Origin of the sequence: Comamonas sp. JUb58 (assembly GCF_004364775.1) — a bacterium.
Classification (GTDB): Bacteria; Pseudomonadota; Gammaproteobacteria; order Burkholderiales; family Burkholderiaceae_C; genus Comamonas.
In genome coordinates, this window is sequence record NZ_SOAL01000003.1 from 238950 (window position 1) to 255975 (window position 17026).

Genomic DNA, 17026 nt, shown 5'->3' on the forward strand with positions numbered 1-17026 from the left:
CGGCCGGGGCACACGTAGGTGGCAGCGACCGCAGACAAAAGCTGGCAGGCAACGGGGTTCCAGCGAGGCGGCCCGACCTTCGCTTACAACCTGCCGCTACACCCTATGTGACGACACCCAAGCTTTCCATTTTACAAAAAAATAATCAGATATGGGTTTTCAATGTCTTTTTGCAGACTTTGAATAAGCTCTCAGGCCGGCGGGTTGCGGCGCTTGCTGCGCAGCCACCAGGCGGCGATCAGCGAGAACAGCACGATCACGCCGACCAGTAGCCAAAAGCCCAACGGGTCTTGGCTGAGCGGAATGCCGCCCACATTCATGCCGAAGAGGCCGGCCATCATGTTCACCGGCAGGGCCAGCACGGTGATCATCGTCAAGGTGTAGAGCGAGCGGTTGGTGTCCTCGTTGATGCCGGCGGCAATCTCTTCCTGCAAGAGCTTGATGCGCTCTTCGAGCGACTGCATGTCGCGCAGGAAGACGGAGAACTCCTCGCTGGCGGCGCGCAGCGCATGCAGGTCTTCGTCGCGCATCCACTGCGGCGGCGTCTGCAGCAGGCGGAACATGGCTGAGGGTTCAGGCGCCAGCAGACGCTTCAGCCGCACCAGCAGGCGGCGCAGCGCACCCAGCTGGCGCGGCTGCATGCGCGTGCGCCCACTCAGCATGGTGTCCTCGATCTGGTCAACGCGGTGGGTCACATCGCGCACGATGCGCACCAGCACATCGGCTTGGGCGCGCAGCAGGCGCTCCAGCAACTGCGGGCTGGAGCCGGGCGTGTCGCCCTGGCGAATCTGCTGGCGCAGCGCATCGACCGAGCGCAGCGGGTGGGCGCGCGCCGATATCACCCACTGGGGTGAGGCCTGGATCCACATCGTGTGGATGTCGCTGGACTCGAACTGGAAGTCGAAATCGATGTCGTTGATGACGGCGAGCAGCGCGTCATCCATGCGCTCGATACGGGTCGAGGCCAGGCCATCACGCAGCGCCTCGAAGTACTGCTCATCGAGCGCCGCATACTGCTGCAGCCAGCGCAGGCAGTGGGCGTGGGAGAGGTTGAAGTGCAGCCAGATAAAGCCCGTGCTGTTGGGCGGTGCGGCCAGCCAGGCCTGCGCTTGCTCGGCATTCAGCGCGGTGGCGGGGCCATGGCCGTCGAAGGCATAGCCCCAGATCAGGCCGCTGTTGTCATGGGGGGAGACCAGCGGAAGCGGGTCGGTCTCGCGCGGCAGGGGTTCGTTCAAGATAGCACTCCGGGGACGGGCGGTTGCCCCTCGCCAACCCCCGTATTTTTGGTGGCTATCGTGACTTTTTCATGACAAAGCGATGACGCGCACTGGCGTGCTCAGTCGGGCATCGAGCAGTGGCCGCCGCTGGCGTGCTGGCCCGAGCCCGCTGCGATCAGTGGCGCTTCGTAGCGCAGGTCCACCGGCTGGCTGTGGACGTAATCCCAGGCGATGAAGGCGACCAGCAGCACCCAGAAGGCGCTGCGCAAAACAGTGGTGTTCATGTACGGCTCCTGCGCTTAAAAACCAAAATGGCGGCGAATGCGCAGCCCGAAGATGGTGCCGACAAAGGCCAGCGGCACCCAGATCCAGCCATGGATGCTGCCGGTGCTGATGCCCGAGAGCATCGCGCCCACATTGCAGCCAAAGGCCAGGCGCGAGCTGTAGCCCAGCACCAGGCCGGCCACCAAGGCCACCAGCCATTGCGTGCCGGTCAGCGCCTTGGCGGCGGCGGGCTTGCCCGCCGCAATCCACAGCGCACCGGCCAGGATGCCGATGTTGGTGATGCTGGTGATGTCCAGCAGCACGGTCTCGTGCAGGCGCTGGGCATTGCCCGGCTGGCTCCAGAACCAGTTGCCTGCCAGGTCCACCATGCCGGTGCCGTTCGCTACCTTGGCGGCCCAGAGTCCAAAGCCATAGACGACGCCCCATGGCTGGCCGGCAATCACCAGGTTCAGGGTCGCGAAGATGGCCAGGCCAATTGCGCCCATCACCCACTTGCGCTGCCACAGGCCGGGCATGCTGCGCTGCTGCGCGGCATTGGCCTTGGCGCAATAGGCCTGGACCGCAAAGCCGATGACGGCCAGCGCCGCCAAGGTGGCGAGCAGCGCAGGCAGCCAGCCCCAGGTGCTGACCAGGCCCACGGCCGGCATGCGGCCCAGGTCCAGCCACCAGCCCAGATGCAGCGATCCCAGAAAGCTGCCGATCGCAAACATCGGCAGGATGGCCGTGTTCATCGGGATGCCCATGCCCGCCTTGTACAGGGTGCCGCTGCCGCAGCCATCGGCAATCTGCATGCACAGGCCAAACACAAAGGCCCCCACCAGCAGGCTGATGCTGGGTGGGCCCAGGGCGGCCGTCAGCTCAGGGTAGTGGCCCAGCAGCGGCATGGCCATCGCGGCGGCCAGCGCCAGCAGCAGCAACTGGCCAAACACGCCGCGCGGGTCCTTGTCCTCGACCAGCATGCGCCAGCCGGTGGTAAAGCCAAAGCGCTGGCCGGCCAGGATGGCACCCAGGCCGATACCGACCAGGAACAGCGCCGCCTGGCGCAGCGATACCGACCACAGCAGCCAGCCAAAAAAGGCCGCCATCAGGATCGACAAGGGAAGTCGTTTCATCACGATCACCGTTGAGAGTCAATACAACAAAAAGCTGCCAGCACCTTTGCGGGAGTGCTGGCAGCCAAAGAACCGGGTCTGGCTTACTTGAACTTGCGCTGCCACCATTGCTTGGCGTCATAGGCCAGCGATTCGGCGCGGCCGGGCTGGTTTTCCATCACCGGGGCATCGGGCTGCTGGGTCCAGTCCACCATCGAGCCGGCATACAGCTTGACATTAGGCAGGCCCGCCATCTCACTCAGGCCAAACCAGTCGGTGGCGGCCCAGTGGCCGGTATTGCAGAAGGCCACGGTGTCCTGGCCGTCCTTGCGGCTCACCTTGTCGGCGATTTGCCGGGCGGTGGCCGGGTCGACAAACTGGGCCGTGCCCTTGACAAACCACTGGTTGAAATCCAGCTGCTGCGCGCCGGGCAGGGTGCCCGAGAGCTTGGCCGCTGGCGCCCGCGTCTTGCCCTGGTAGAAGGCATCGGGGCGGGAATCGACCAGTGCGGCATTGCTCAGGTCCACATGGGAGCGTACCTGGTCGCGCGTGGCGATCAGGCGCTCGTCCAGCACGGGCTGGTAGCTGCTGGCCTGCACCTTAGGCGCCTCGGTGCTGACGGGCTTGCCCTCGGCCACCCAGGTCTTCATGCCGCCGTTGACGATGGACAGGTCCTTCAGACCCAGCACCTTCAGGCTCCAGTAGACACGCGCCATCGCGCCAAAATCGGTGGCATCGGCGCCGGTGGATACCACCACCGCATGCGTGGCCGGGGTCAAGCCCAGCGACTGCACCAGGGCGGTGAGCTTGGGCAGATCGGGCAGCTCACCGGGGTTGGTGGCCGGGCCGCGCCACTTGCCATAGGGCGCATTGAGCGCGCCGGGGATATGGCCTTCGGCATAGAGCTTGGGCTCGCGGATATCGATGACGACGGGCGCGGCTGTACTTTGTTGGGCGGTAGCCAGTTCGGCCGGGCTCAAAAGCGGCTGGGCGGCATGGGCTGCCGTGAGCCAGCTGCTGGCAAACAGAGCGCTGGCCACAGCAAGATGGCGAAGGGTTGTCATGGCAATAGCTTGTAGAGGCAAATCAATGGGCTCTATTGTCCCGCGATTGTGGTCCGCCAGCACGCTATGCGCAGATTGAATATATGGCGGTAAGGTTATATGCCCTGAGGGAATAAAGGCCGCTCTACCTGCCTGGTTTGTCTATACCCAGAGCCCGGCGCGAAAGCCGCGCGCCGCGTAATAGGACTGCACGCCATTGTGGTAGCTGAACACGCGCTCATAGCGCCGGTCGCCAAACAGCGCGCCACCCAGGCGGCGCATTTCGTCGGGCGTGGCCAGCCAGCTGGAGGTCTTGCAGTCAAACGCGCCCAGGGTCTGCAGATGGCGGTACTGCTGCTCGTCGAGCAATTGCACACCCATCGCTGCGGCCATGCCCTGCGCGCTGCCGGCGGGTTTGTTTTCCTTGCGGGCGGCGAGTGCCTGCTCGTCAAAGCAGAGGCTGCGCCGGCCGCTGGGGCTTTCGGCGGCGCAATCGGCAAACAGCAGCTGGCCGCTCGCGTCCTGCAGGATGACATCGGGTTCGCCGCCGGTGGCTTCCATCTGGGCCAGCGCTTGGTGGGCGGCGGTGTTCTTGTCCAGGCGCTGCTGCACCTGCGCCCATGCCAGATTGGGGTGGCGCGGCATGTGGGTTTCAAAGCGTGCTTTCAGCACGGCTACCAATGTCTGCAGTTCGGTCTTGTTCATGGCTGTCAAATCCTTGTCAAGCGGCTGCCACTTTTGCGCACTTCTACAATCGGCGCAAGCTTTTTGAAGGATTACCCAACGGCGGCACCTGCCGCCGCGCTGCATTATGGATATTGTTGTCAACGAAGAACTCAAGGCCTACATCGACCCGCTGACCCCTGACGAGCATGCCTCGCTGGAGCGCAGCATTCTGGCCGAAGGCTGCCGCGATGCGCTGGTGCTCTGGGGCAATGTGCTGGTCGACGGCCACAACCGCTACGGCATCTGCCAAAAGCATGGCCTGCCTTTCAACACGGTACAGAACACCCAGTTCCAGTCGATGCAGGATGTCTACCTGTGGATGATCGACCAGCACCTGGGGCGCCGCAGCGTCTCGGATTTTCAGCGTGGCGTGTTGGCGCTGCGCAAGCGCGAGATTCTGGAGCACCGTAAGCTGGAGAAGGCCCACCCGGTGCCTGCGCAGCCCGCCGAAGGCGAGGCGCCTGCGGTCAGCAATGCCGACGAGGCTTTCTCGCCGGTCGATGCCGCCGAGCTGGAAAAGGTAGCCACGCGCGAGGCCATCGCCAAGGCGGCCCGCCTGTCGAGCAGCCAGGTCGCGCAGATCGAGAAGATCCAGAAGAGTGCCGCACCGGCGCTGGTCGAGGCCTTGAAGGCCGGCGACATCTCCATCAATGCCGCCGCCGTGGTGGCCACTCTGCCGCATGAAGAGCAGCAAGCCGCTGCGCAGGGCGGCAAGGATGGCTTGAAGCAGGTGGTCAAGCAAGTGCGCGATGCCAAGCGCAAGCCCAAGGAAGAGGCCCCCGAGGCCGAAGAACCCGCCAGCGCCCCCTCGGCCGCACATGGCGCCGAAGCGGTGGATGCGGCGCTGGACAAGGCCCAGCAGCAGATAAGCGACTTGCGCGCCCGCGTGCAGGAGCTGGAGTTGGAAAATGCTCAGCTTCGCCTGCAGCTGGCAGCCGCCTCGTCGCAGGATCTGCCGGTCCCTGACGAAGCCTGATCCAGGCTTTCGTCCTTGCGCGCTCCGCCTTTAATCCAGTGGCGGTCGCTTGGCCGGCTTGGGCAACAGCCGCTGGCGTGAGCGCTGGGCACGGGGCCGTGCTGCATCGGCACGCTGGCAGGCCAGGCGGTACTGCAGCAGGCTGGCCTCGGCCGCCTGCACCACCGCAATAGGCAGGCGCTGCGCCTCAGGCATGGGGTGCAGGGCGCCCGTAGCGGGCAGCTCGCACTGGTCCATCAGCAAGGCCAGGCCCTGGCCCACATGCTCGGCCGTGTAGACATGGAACTGCCCGGCCTCCACCGCCTGCACCACGCGCTCAGCCAGCATCAGATGGCGCTGGTTGCGCGCGGGGATAAGCACGCCATGGCTGCCATCCAGTCCTTGTTCGGCGCAAAGGTCAAACCAGCCTTCGATCTTTTCATTGAGGCCGCCCACGGGCAGCACCTCGCCATGCTGGTTGAGCGCGCCGGTGACGGCAATGCTCTGGCGCAGTGGCAGGCCCGACAGCGATGACAGCAGCGCATAGAGCTCGGCGCAGCTGGCCGAGTCGCCTTCGACTCCGCTGTATTCCTGCTCAAACACCACCGAGGCATTGAGCGCCAGGGGGGCCAGGTGGCCAAACAAGGCCGTCAGATAGCCCTGCAAAATCAGCACGCCCTTGTCGTGGATGGGGCCGGACATGGCGACCTCGCGCTCGATGTTCATCACCCCTTCCTGGCCGGCATGGGTGCGCGCGCTGATGCGCACCGGCAGCCCAAAACGGTGGTCGCCGGTGTCGATCTGCGACATGCCATTGATCTGGCCGACCTGGCTGCCGGCAAAGGAGATCAGGTGCTCGCCGTCGCTGATGGCGGCATGCAGGTCCTGTTCCATCGCGTTGTGGCGCAGGCGCTGCGCGGCCAGTGCGGCCTCCACATCGGCGGCCTGCACCAGGCGGTCCTGCCCTGAGCGCCGGGCGCGCTGCGCGCTTTCCAGCAGCAAGGCTTCGAGCTGGTTCAAGCGGCCGCTTTGGCGCTGCTGGTCATCGGCCTCGCGGTGGGATTGCTCCAGCAACCGGGCGACTGCGCTGGCATCGCAGTGCGGCATCTGGTAGAGCTTGCAGCGCTGTGCCATCAGTGCGGCGGTGGCGCGGTAGGTGGCGGTTGAAGCCTTGAACTGCTCGGCAAAATCGACCTTGACGCGAAAGCGCCGGGCCATGTCGGGATCGCTTTCCTGCAGTTGGTAGTAGGCCTCTTCGGAGCCGACCAGCACCAGCTTGAAGTTCAGTGGCAGCAGCTCGGGCAGCATCGCGCCGCTGCTGCTGGGGCCTTGCGCGGCATGGGCATCTTCAATGCGCAGCTGGCGCGTGCGCAGCACCCGGCGCAGCGCTTGCCAGCTGTCCTCGTCGCCCAGCAGGTCGCGCAGGTGCAGCATCAAAAAACCGCCATCGGCACGCAGCACGCTGCCCGCGCGGATGCAGGAGAAATCGCTGCGGCGCTCGTCCTCCTCGGGCGGGTCGATGGTGCCAAACAGGTTGCGCAGGCTGGGCTGGTCCTCCAGCACCACGGGGGCATGGGCCTCGCCATGGTGGTCCACGATCAGGTTGAGCTGGCTGAGTGCGCGCAGCGCCTTGCGCTTGGCCTCCAGCAGGGCGCGGGCATCGTCGCGTGCATCCTGGCTTTCGCCTTCGCCCTCGATGCTGTCGGTCTGGTCGAGCAGTGCATCGGCATCCTGCGCAATGCTGCCCGGCACCCACAGCGCCATGTTCTTGAGCCACTCGGCCTGCATCTGCGACAGCCAGCGCTGCAAGGTCGCCGCATGCTCGGCGCTGGGCGTCAGGCCATCGAGCACCTGGGCCGATGCGGCCTGCCACAGCGGAGTGGCCAGCGATTGGTAGAACAGGTTCAGCGACGCATCACGCGCCATTTGCGCCTGCCGCACCTGGCCGCGGAACTGCGCCAGCTGCACGCGCAGCTGGTATTCCAGGTCTTCGGCGGGAGCTGTGGGGCTGGGGGCATCGGCGGCGTCTTCGCCTTCGCCGGGCGACAGCAGCAGCGCGGGGTCGGCATCGTTGTCTGCCTGGGGCGGGGTGGCACTAGCCAGCGCGGGTAGCTGGTCATCAGACTCTGCCGGGGGCTGGTCTTGCTGCACATCGGCCGCCGTCAACGCTGCAGGCGTATCGGCAGCAGGCTGGCCGGCATCCGGGCCGCTGGCGTCGCCAGGCGCGCTGTCCTGGCTGTCCACCACCAGCTGGCCTTCCTCGCGGCGAATGCGCAGGCCGGCGCCCTGGGCCCAGTCGTGCAGCGTAGCAAAGGCGGCTTCTTCGGCCTGGCGGGCCTGGTTGTAGAGCTGCTCGATCTGGCTGCGGTGCTGCGCTTGCTGCACGGCCTTGTCGAGCTGCTCGGGCAGCTTGTCCACCATGGCCTCGATGCGGCGGCGCAGGCTGCGGCCCTGGCCGGCGGGCAGGCGCAGCGCCTGGGGGCGCTCGGGCACGGCAAAGTTGTGCACAAAGGCGATATCTTGCGCGGCCGGGCGGCGCTGCGCCTCGGCCTGCATGGCCTGGCGCAGCAGCGATGTGCGGCCGCTGCCTTCCTCGCCCAGCACAAACAGGTGGTAGTCAGGCGGGTCCATCGCCAGGCCAAACTCGGCCGCTGCCTGCGCGCGCTGCTGGCCGATCCAGGAGAAGGGCTCCTGCACCAGCTCGGCCGTGCTGGCAAAGCCCAGCTGGGCCGGGTCAATGCGCAGGCGCAGCTGGTAGGCCTGCAGCAGCTCGGCGCAGAGCAGGGTGGGGGCAGGGCGGGAAGGGGTCAGTGGCGTGTCGGACAAGGGAATGTTTTTTCTGGAGAGCCCCAGGGGCGCGGGCGCCTGAGGCCATGTTGTGGGTCAATGTAGGTGTCGGGGCTAAGCGCAAGCGCGGGGCTAGAGCGCCAGCCGCATGATGTGCTGCGGGCCGTAGCCGCCGTCCAGGTAGAGCTCGCCGGTGTCTTCAAAACCGCACTGGCGGTACAGCGGTATTGCGGCGGCGTTCTTGCAGTTCACCGTCAGAAACACGGATGTTGCAGCCAGGCCCTGCGCCTGCAGGTAGGCGGGCAGCGCCTGCAGGCTGCGCTTGGCCAGGCCCTTGCCCTGAAAGCGCTGGTCGATAAAGAAGCTGCGCAGGCCCAGGCTGTCCGCCGACGCAAAGGGGTAGTGCTTTGCGTAGTCCTGGTCGATCAGGAAAAAGCCGGCGATCTCCTCGCCATCGCCAATCAGATGGGCGCCCAACCGGGGGTGCAGCTCGGCCAGGGTCTGGGCAATCGGGGCGACAAAGGGCAACTGCGCCTCGTGCAGGGACAGACCCAGCACGCGTTCGCGCTGCTCGGGCCGGTAAGGGGAGAGGAGGGTCATGGTGGTGCGGTCTCTGGCAGCGTGGTGCGGGGCAGCTCAGCGGGGCTGGGAGGGCGCCGTGCCGGTGTCCCAGCCTTGCAGGTGCTGCAGGGCCAGCTCGCGCAGCGCCTGGATCCAGCGGGGCTGGTCGTTCAAACAGGCAATGTAGTCGAACTGCTGGCCGCCTGCATGCACAAAGGCTTCGCGCACCTCCTGGTTGATCTCTTCGAGCGTCTCCAGACAGTCGGCGGGAAAGCCGGGGCACATGACCTGCACATGGCGCAGGCCTTGCTGGGCCAGCGCGATCAGGCTGGGCTCGGTATAGGGCTCCAGCCATTTGGCCTTGCCAAAGCGCGACTGGAAGGTCAGCAGGTACTCGCTCTCGGCCAGGCCCAGCTCGGCGGCCAGCAGGCGGGCCGTCTCCTGCGATTGCTGCTGGTAGGGGTCACCCAGGCGCACATTGCGCTCGGGAATGCCGTGGAAGCTCATCACCAGCTTGGGCGCGCGGCCATCCAGCTGCCACTGCTTGCGCACGCTCTGGGCCAGTGCCTGGATATAGCCAGGATCGCGGTGGTAGCTGCGCACAAAGCGGATCTCGGGAATGTCGCGCGCGCTGGTGCACCAGGCATTGACGGCATCCACCACGCTGGCTGTGGTGGTGGCCGAGTACTGCGGGTACAGCGGCAGCACCAGCACGCGGCGCACACCCTCGGCCTTGAAGGCATCGAGCTGGCTGGCAATCGAGGGGTTGCCGTAGCGCATGGCCGGCCGCACCAGCACCTGGTGGCCCGCTTCGCCCAAGGTGCCGCGCAGCAGCTTGGCCTGCTTCTCCGTCCAGACGGCCAGCGGCGAGCCCTCGGGCATCCAGATGCTGCGGTACTTGGCGGCCGACTTGGCCGGGCGCGTGCGCAAAATCACGCCGTGCAGCAGCGGCTTCCAGACCAGGGGCGGGATCTCGACCACGCGCTGGTCGCTCAGAAACTCGGCCAGGTAGCGGCGGGTGGCCGCTGTGGTGGGCGCATCCGGTGTGCCCAGGTTGCACAGCAGGATGCCGGTTCTGTCAGGGAGGGGTTGGCCAAGAGGCTCGGGTCGGAAGCGTGAAACCATGGCTGGGATTGTCGCAGCTTGGCAGCAGGCCCCGGCGCATACCCCTGGGCGCTGCGAGCCGGCGCGCGCTTGTCCGACAGAGGACGGCTGCGCCGCGCCAGGCGGCAGTGATCCGCTATGCTTGGCGCCATGCTCGATCTCTCCCGAATCCGTGCCATCAGCCTTGACCTGGATGACACCCTCTGGCCGGTGCTGCCGACCCTGAAAGCGGCCGAAGCCGCACAGCACGCTTTTTTGCTGGCCCATGCGCCGGCGACCGCTGCCTTGCTGCAGGACGCGGCCGAGGCCCAGCGCATCCGCCAGTCGGTGCGCGATGACTTTGTGCACCTGTCGCACGACATGACGCATTTCCGCCAGCAGTTCATCCGCCGCGCGCTGCAGCAAAGCGGTGGTGATGAAGCGCTGGTCGAGGCCGCATTTGCCCAGTTCTTTGCGGCCCGCAACCGGGTGACCTGGTTTGCCGAGGTCGAAGATGCGCTGGCCTGGCTGTCCTCGCGCTACCCGCTGGTCGCCGTCTCCAACGGCAATGCCCAGCTCGACCTGGTGGGCCTGTCGCCCTGGTTTGTGGCCAGCACCAGCGCGCGTGAGGTGGGGGTGGCCAAGCCCGACCGGCGTATTTTTGCCGCTGCATCCGAGCGCGCCGGCATCGATCTGCCCGCCTTCTTGCATGTGGGCGACGACGCCGAGCTGGATGTGCAAGGCGCCTTGGCCTGCGGCATGCAGGCCGCCTGGGTGCAGCGCCAGGAGCTGCACCACCACCAGCGCAGCGAAACAGGCCAGGCCCTGCGCTGGCCTTTGAGTAGCCCCTCGCCCCAAGCGCTGGTGCGCAATCTGACCGAGTTGTGTGATCTGCTGGGGCGGCCCCCTGCCTGACAGACCGGCATCACCACTGCGGTGATTGCTGCACCCACTGCAGCTATCAACTGTATGGCGCACTATTTATCTGTTGCCATGCAGGCTCTAAGCTGGCGCCATCGACAAAACCGCAAGGAGTGACGCATGGCGCAAGTGATTCGTTTGGCAGCAGCCGGTGGCCCGGAATGCATGCAATTGCAGCAGCTGGAGGTGACTGCACCCGGCCCGGGTGAGGTCTTGCTGGCGCAGCAAGCGGTGGGGGTGAACCCGCTCGATCTGCTGCAGCGCAAGGGTGTGGCGCCCATCCCGCTGCCCTCCGGCCTGGGGTTGGAAGGCGCGGGCCAGGTGCTGGCGTTGGGCGCGGGCGTGAGCCAGTTTGCCGTCGGCGACCGGGTGGCCTATGCCACCGGGCCTATGGGGGCCTATGCGAGCGAGCGCCTCTATCCGGCTGAGCGCCTGGTCAAGCTGCCCGATAGCATCAGCGCCGAGCAGGCCGCTGCCGTGTTGTTCAAAGGCATTACCGCGCAGTACCTGCTGACGAGCACCTATGCCGTCGGCCCCGGCACCGTTGTGCTGCTCTATGGCGCATCGGGCGGTGTGGGCCAGCTGATGGCCTCCTGGGCCAAGCACCTGGGCGCCACCGTCATCGGCGTGGTCTCCAAACCGCAAAGCCAGGCGCGGGCGCTGGCCGCCGGTTGCGACCAGGCGCTGGTGTTCGATCCCCAGACCCTAACCGCCCAGCTGCGCGAAGCCACCGGCGGCCGCATGGCCGATGTGGTCTATGACGGCCTGGGCAAGCTGTCCTTTGCCATATCGCTGGACTGCCTGCGCCCCCGGGGCCTGATGGTGTCCTTTGGCGCTACGACCGGTGCGCCGCCCGCCGTGGAGATGGGCATGCTCAACGCCAAGGGCTCGCTCTACATCACCCGCCCCTCGCTGGCCGCGCATACCGCGACAGCGGCCGAGTACCAGCAACGCGCCAGCGCCGTGCTGCAGGCGGTAGAGCAGGGCATCATCCAACCCGCCATTGGGCGCCGCTATGCGCTGGCGGATGTGGCTGCCGCGCATGCCGATCTGGAGGCGGGGCAGACCCAGGGGGCGGTGGTGTTGCTGCCTTGATGAGAGGTAGGTCCGGACTCAACTTGTCGTCAATGCTGGGTTTAGGTGTGAAACCCTATCGAAATTGTTAATTTAGTAGTTTTGAACTATCATTTTTCCATTTTTGGTAGGAGTAAGCATGTCAGGAAAGCCAGCAGCTCGAATAGATGACAAGGTCAAATACGCGCGGATAGTGACAGGTTCGCGCACCGTGTTGATTGGTACCCAAGGCGGGGTGGCGTGTTCCGTCTGCCCGGGCGGCAAGGCAGAGAGCAAAGATGATGGCAAGGGAATTGGCAACCCCGTCAATGCTCAGTTAGGCGCCAAAGTATTGTCTGGGTCTTCTGACTTGGACTTTGCCCTACCAGGCGCCATGCCCGTCGTCTGGCAGCGCCAGTACAGCAGCTATGTCAACGCGCAGCATGGCGGCCACTGCGGGGTGCTGGGCTATGGCTGGGGCCTTCCCATGGATTTGCGCATCAAGGTGGAAGCAAGCGCCACCTTGCTGCACGACAGCCAGGGCCGCACGATCACCTTTGATGCGCTGGCCGCTGGTGAATCCATCTACAGCCCGAGCGAAGACATCTGGCTGCTGCGCTCGGGATGGCATCTGGGCGACTTGACCAAAGACCTGGCCTCGATGACCGGGCCCGCCAAGTTCACTGAGCGCGGCGCCGCAGATAGCTTTGAAGCCCCACCTCCCCGCAGCCAGCAGGCGCCCTTGTGGTGGCAGGGTCGCTTCTCCTGGATCCGGCGCGATATGGCTTGCGGGGATTTGATGATCCTGGCGGCCAATGGGAGCGGTGATACCGTCTGGGTGTTTGGCCCGGCGAACTGGCAGGCGATTGAAGCGGCACGCAAAGATATCCATGAACAGAAGACCGCAGGCAAACCGGTCACGGTGACAGAGCCGGAGATCGATGCAAACTGGATTTTGCTGGGCAAAGTAGACCGGCTGGGGCGGTCCCAGCGCTACCACTGGACCAAAGTGCTGGGCCAGGAGCGCATTACCACGATCGACGATGGTGTGGGCCGGGGCTACCAATTGCACTACACGCAAGCCATTGCAGTGCAGGATGCCCAGCACTTTCACCACAAGCGCACGGACACCGACGACCACGAAGACGAACATTTCTTCTGGCAAGCCGACAGTGGCGTGCGCCTGGCAAAGGTAGATTTGTATCGCGACCCTTTGGCACCCATGCTGCAGACCAATCCCACCACCTTGGTGCAGTACAGCTATAGCGACCAGGGCGATCTCACCTCCGTCACCAACCGTCACGGCCAGGTCGTGCGCCGCTTTGCCTGGCGCAACCACTTGATGATTGCCCACCAGGAGCGCGGCGGGCCGGAGCACCACTATGCCTATGACCGCTACGAGCCAGGCGGCCAAGCCATCGAGCAGCGCAACCAGGAAGGCTTGGACTACAAGTTTGACTACCAGGAGCGACCGGAGGTAGATGGCCAGCCGAGGCGAGCATGTGTCGTCACGGATAGCTTGGGCCGGGTCGAAAAATACATCTTTCAAGGTGAAGCCGGCTTAGCAAGATTGGTGGAACATACCCGCGCTGACGGAAGCACCATCAAACGCAAGTACAACCAGTACGGCCACTTAAGCGAAGTCACTGACCCGCTAGGCCGCAGCGTATACATGGCCGTCAGCCCCATGGGCCAGTTGCTGGCAACGCAAGGCCCAGACGGATCGCGCAGCAGCCAGCGCTTTGATGACAGCACCAACATGCTGCAAAGCAGTACCGACGCCGCAGGCCGCACCACCCACTACGAGTACGACTTTCACAACCGCCTGACGCGGGTGACCTTGCCGGATGGCAGCAGCGAGCAATACCACTACCCCAACATCACCGGCGGCCCCGCAGACCTGGCGACCCGCGCCAACGCCGACAAGCCCATCCGCATCACCGATGCGAATGGTCGCGACAAACATATTGCCTACACCCCCACCGGGCAGACCGCCAGCTACACCGACTGCTCAGGCCAAAGCACCCACTACGAATACAACCGCTGGGGCCAGACCACGGCGGTGCGCAATGCGCTGGGTGAGCGGGTGGCCTATGAATACAACGAGCAGGACCAGCTGCGATCCGTTTACTACCCTGATGGGAGCAAGGAGCACTACATCTACGATGCCCGGGGGCAGGTAGTCGAAGTGAAGGCCGGGCGCCGCGATGACAGAGATAAAAAAACTCCAGTCAGCACTACAGCACCCAGCGTGCGCATGGCCTATGACCTCTGGGGGCGTCTCGTGCAGCGCAGCCACGCGGGTCAGCATCTGGGCTTTGCCTACGACACCGCCGGGCGCCTGACCCTGCTCACCAACGAAAACGGCGAGCACACCCGCTTCACCTGGGATGTGATGGACCGCTTGGCCCAAGAAACCGGCTTTGACGCCCGGGTGCAGAGCTACCAATACGATGCGGCGGGCCAGCTTGTTCAATCTAGCGATGGCTGGGCGGCAGAGCAAGGCCTGGCAGCACACACCAGCCACTACGAGTGGACCATCACCGGCCAATTGGCGGCCCGCCACCTACCAGCAACCGACCTGTTGCCGGCGACCACGCAGCGCTATGAATGGGGCAAGGTGGGCGAATTGCTGCAAGCGAGCGTGTGGCACCAAGTAGAAGAAGATGCTGTTGGACCCCACCGCCATCCAGCCCAAGAAGGCCTCCTGCAAAGCCAAGCAGTCATCGAACGCGATGCAGCCGGCCGGGTCATCGGCGAAGTCCAGCGCCTCTACAAAACCCCCACCCCGGACGAACTGCAAGACCAGTTCTTTACCCCCGAGATCGAGTTTGAACACCGCATCAGCCACCAGCTAGACGCCCTGGGCCACCGCCAAGGCAGCCAGCTCCAAGGCCTGGGCAACGTCGGCTACCTGCTCTACGGCGCAGGCCACGTGCATGACATCACCTGGCAAGGCGAGAGCCTGGTGAACTTTGAGCGCGATGCGCTGCACCGTGAGATTCACCGCCAAGTCCTCACCGACATCAATAGCCAAACCCCTGGCGAAAACACCGCCAAGCCGCTCTACCGCAAGCTCAGCTGGGATGCTGGCGGGCGCATGGAAACGATGCAGTGGATGGGTTTGGAGCAGGGTAGCGCGCTGGATGACATGCTTGCCACGCCCGGCGGGCAAGCCCCCAACCGCGTGCCACCAACGCTGCTGGGCGCCATGACCGCCCGCCAGTACTACTACGACAGCCTGGGCCAGATGGTCGGCATGCGCAGCCACGCGGGCATCAGCCGCTTTGCCTACGACGGAGCAGGGCGCCTGACAGGCGCGCACACGCCGCATGCTGGCTCCCAGCGCTGGCAGTTCGACCCGGCAGGCAATCGCCTTCCTACCGCTGGTCCCGAGACCAAGCCCACCGCAACCGACACCATCACCGGCCACCTCAACGAAACAGACCGCCTGCGCGCCCAGCAACGCGCTGCAGTCCAAGCCAACCCCATCACCAAAGAGCAACTGCTGCGCAGCGACTTCAACCCGCTCCAAGCTCCCCCAGACCCCAGCAGTAACCAACCGCTGCACACCAGCAAACGCTGGGCCGGCAACCGCGTGGCGTATTACGAGAACCAAGAAGATGCGAGCAGCGCAGGCGCAAAGATCCACTATCAATATGACAGCCGAGGCAACCGCACCCAAAGCTTGGATGAGGCCACAGGCCGCAAGCTGGAGCTGGCGTATGACAGTGGCAACCAGTTGGGGCAGGTAGTCGTTGAAGAAGCAGGTCAGCGCCACACCCAGAGCTACCGATACGACGCGTTTGGGCGGCGTCTTGCTAAGTACAACGCGCCGAGCAATGGCGGCTCAAGTGAAGAGAACGAAACAGACTACTTCGGTTGGGACGGAGATCGCCTGATCCACACCGAGCGCTTCAACAGCGCCAACGCCAAAGACGACGATGGCGCAGCGCAACCAGAAGTCATCCACACCATCTACGAGCCAGGGTCGTTTACCCCACTCATCCAACTGCGCAGAGCCAGCAAAGCAGCGCCCGATCTGGCGGAAGAACTCCTCGCTCAAATCCAGCCTGGCATCGCGCAAGAAGCGTTGCGTTCCATGTTCACGGACCTCAGCGCCACAACAGCGCGCATCAACGAGAACATCGGCAAGCTGGGCATCAGTGGCGATGTGCAGCGCTACATGCGCCAGCAGCTCCACGAGTTTGAGCAGGCCGTCAAAACCCAGCGCGAAGAAACGGCGCAAAAGGTAGAGATCCGCCACTACCTCTGCGACCACCTGGGAACGCCTAATGCGCTGATCCGCGAGGACAGCCGGCTGGATTGGGCGGTGCAATTAGATGCCTGGGGGAATGTGCGGGCGGAGCATAACCCGGGTGATTTGTACCAGCCGATTCGGCTGCCTGGGCAGCATGCGGATGGGGAGACGGGGCTTTATTACAACCGGCATCGGTATTATCAACCCCTTGCAGGGAAATATATAAATCACGATCCAATTGGCATTGAAGGCGGCATAAATACCTACGCTTATGGATTTCAATCTCCTGCCATCCTCACTGATCCGACAGGGCAGTTCGTACCAGTTTTAGTAGGTATCGGGGCGGGGATTGCATTTGACTATTTCATAGAGAAATATAAAGAAAGAAATTGCTGCGATAAAGAGTTGTCATGCACAAATTCTCTTTTAGGTACTGAGGGAAATGCGGCCGTTGGTGGTGCCGTTGGAGCTACTGGGCCATTTGATACCAAGCCGAGAACTGGTATTGCAGGTGGCGGCCGAGCGGGTTCTACCACCTCAGTTGCCAGCAAGATTAATCATGCGGCGTCCAAAAAAGGATATTATTCAGTGCGCACTAGAAATTTAGTAACAAAGGGACTTAGAAAAGTGCCGTACTTGGGTGTGGCAGTTTCAGGCTATGAGATATATGATGCAACATCATGTGAATAAAGATACTAATAATATATCTTTTGAAGTACGAGACTGCCTTAAAAAATGTGGAGTCTCTAACAGACTAATAAAAAATTGCACAAGAAAAACTCGTCTGCTTCATGACTTAAATATATATGGAGATGTCGCTGAGAGTCTTATTGAAATGCTTGAAAAAGATCATGGCGTAAATATTCTTTATTTTGATTTTCAAAAATACTTTCCCGAGGAATTTTTTGGAGAGAATTTGATAGGAAAAATATTATTTCGCATAGTTCCGTTTACCATAATGATTGAAAAAAGAAAATCCAAATACAATCCATTGACATTAATTCAAATTGAAAATGCCATAAAGAATAAATTTCTAACTTAAC

General features: G+C 63.6%; 13 protein-coding genes. 5 read left to right on the forward strand and 8 right to left on the reverse strand.

From position 1 onward, the window contains the following. Window positions 1–191: 191 nt before the first annotated feature. The 5 genes from EDF71_RS04690 to EDF71_RS04705 all read right to left on the reverse strand — a co-directional run bounded on the left by EDF71_RS04690 (window position 192) and on the right by EDF71_RS04705 (window position 4341). Entirely contained in the window at window positions 192–1235 is a 1044-nt protein-coding gene (locus EDF71_RS04690) for a transporter (protein ID WP_243854171.1), read from the reverse strand. A 101-nt stretch (window positions 1236–1336) separates the two neighbouring features. Beyond that, window positions 1337–1501, reverse strand: a complete 165-nt coding sequence (locus EDF71_RS24925) for a hypothetical protein (RefSeq protein WP_166656448.1) — start codon at window positions 1499–1501, stop codon at window positions 1337–1339. A 15-nt stretch (window positions 1502–1516) separates the two neighbouring features. Further along, on the reverse strand, window positions 1517–2614 hold the full coding sequence (locus EDF71_RS04695; protein WP_133855463.1) for a YeeE/YedE thiosulfate transporter family protein: 1098 nt from the start codon (window positions 2612–2614) through the stop codon (window positions 1517–1519). Window positions 2615–2697: 83 nt separating this feature from the next. Further along, window positions 2698–3657 carry a rhodanese-like domain-containing protein gene (locus tag EDF71_RS04700; RefSeq protein WP_133855464.1) on the reverse strand — a complete coding sequence of 320 codons (960 nt, stop codon included), beginning with the start codon at window positions 3655–3657 and terminating at the stop codon, window positions 2698–2700. Between the two features lie 141 nt (window positions 3658–3798). Continuing rightward, window positions 3799–4341: a DUF4256 domain-containing protein gene (locus EDF71_RS04705; protein WP_133855465.1), complete on the reverse strand. Its 543-nt coding sequence runs from the start codon at window positions 4339–4341 to the stop codon at window positions 3799–3801. A 106-nt stretch (window positions 4342–4447) separates the two neighbouring features. On the opposite strand from EDF71_RS04705, the gene EDF71_RS04710 reads away from it, so the two are divergent. After that, entirely contained in the window at window positions 4448–5338 is an 891-nt protein-coding gene (locus EDF71_RS04710) for a plasmid replication/partition related protein (RefSeq protein ID WP_133855466.1), read from the forward strand. A gap of 30 nt (window positions 5339–5368) precedes the next feature. Here EDF71_RS04710 and EDF71_RS04715 read toward each other — a convergent pair whose 3' ends face one another. From EDF71_RS04715 to hemH, 3 genes are all read right to left on the reverse strand, one after another. After that, entirely contained in the window at window positions 5369–8143 is a 2775-nt protein-coding gene (locus EDF71_RS04715; protein WP_133855467.1) for an ATP-binding protein, read from the reverse strand. A gap of 93 nt (window positions 8144–8236) precedes the next feature. After that, window positions 8237–8704 (reverse strand): GNAT family N-acetyltransferase, encoded by a 468-nt coding sequence (locus tag EDF71_RS04720; RefSeq protein ID WP_133855468.1) that lies wholly within the window; start codon window positions 8702–8704, stop codon window positions 8237–8239. 36 nt (window positions 8705–8740) lie between these two features. Continuing rightward, on the reverse strand, window positions 8741–9790 hold the full coding sequence (gene hemH / locus EDF71_RS04725) for a ferrochelatase (RefSeq protein WP_133855469.1): 1050 nt from the start codon (window positions 9788–9790) through the stop codon (window positions 8741–8743). A 129-nt stretch (window positions 9791–9919) separates the two neighbouring features. On the opposite strand from hemH, the gene EDF71_RS04730 reads away from it, so the two are divergent. The 4 genes from EDF71_RS04730 (at window position 9920) to EDF71_RS04750 (ending at window position 17025) form a co-directional block, all read left to right on the forward strand. Beyond that, entirely contained in the window at window positions 9920–10663 is a 744-nt protein-coding gene (locus tag EDF71_RS04730; RefSeq protein WP_133855470.1) for an HAD-IA family hydrolase, read from the forward strand. 126 nt (window positions 10664–10789) lie between these two features. Continuing rightward, window positions 10790–11764: a quinone oxidoreductase gene (locus tag EDF71_RS04735; RefSeq protein ID WP_133855471.1), complete on the forward strand. Its 975-nt coding sequence runs from the start codon at window positions 10790–10792 to the stop codon at window positions 11762–11764. A 118-nt stretch (window positions 11765–11882) separates the two neighbouring features. Next, on the forward strand, window positions 11883–16673 hold the full coding sequence (locus EDF71_RS04745; protein WP_243854172.1) for an RHS repeat-associated core domain-containing protein: 4791 nt from the start codon (window positions 11883–11885) through the stop codon (window positions 16671–16673). Then, window positions 16666–17025: a DUF1493 family protein gene (locus EDF71_RS04750; protein ID WP_166656449.1), complete on the forward strand. Its 360-nt coding sequence runs from the start codon at window positions 16666–16668 to the stop codon at window positions 17023–17025. The genes EDF71_RS04745 and EDF71_RS04750 overlap by 8 nt, the downstream gene beginning before the upstream one ends. Window position 17026: the final 1 nt, after the last annotated feature.

Coding starts and splice junctions, on each gene's coding strand:
- EDF71_RS24925 (WP_166656448.1), bottom strand. CDS start 1,501: ATGAACACCACTGTTTTGCGCAGCGCCTTCTGGGTGCTGCTGGTCGCC.
- EDF71_RS04695 (WP_133855463.1), bottom strand. CDS start 2,614: ATGAAACGACTTCCCTTGTCGATCCTGATGGCGGCCTTTTTTGGCTGG.
- EDF71_RS04700 (WP_133855464.1), bottom strand. CDS start 3,657: ATGACAACCCTTCGCCATCTTGCTGTGGCCAGCGCTCTGTTTGCCAGC.
- EDF71_RS04705 (WP_133855465.1), bottom strand. CDS start 4,341: ATGAACAAGACCGAACTGCAGACATTGGTAGCCGTGCTGAAAGCACGC.
- EDF71_RS04710 (WP_133855466.1), top strand. CDS start 4,448: ATGGATATTGTTGTCAACGAAGAACTCAAGGCCTACATCGACCCGCTG.
- EDF71_RS04720 (WP_133855468.1), bottom strand. CDS start 8,704: ATGACCCTCCTCTCCCCTTACCGGCCCGAGCAGCGCGAACGCGTGCTG.
- hemH (WP_133855469.1), bottom strand. CDS start 9,790: ATGGTTTCACGCTTCCGACCCGAGCCTCTTGGCCAACCCCTCCCTGAC.
- EDF71_RS04730 (WP_133855470.1), top strand. CDS start 9,920: ATGCTCGATCTCTCCCGAATCCGTGCCATCAGCCTTGACCTGGATGAC.
- EDF71_RS04735 (WP_133855471.1), top strand. CDS start 10,790: ATGGCGCAAGTGATTCGTTTGGCAGCAGCCGGTGGCCCGGAATGCATG.
- EDF71_RS04745 (WP_243854172.1), top strand. CDS start 11,883: ATGTCAGGAAAGCCAGCAGCTCGAATAGATGACAAGGTCAAATACGCG.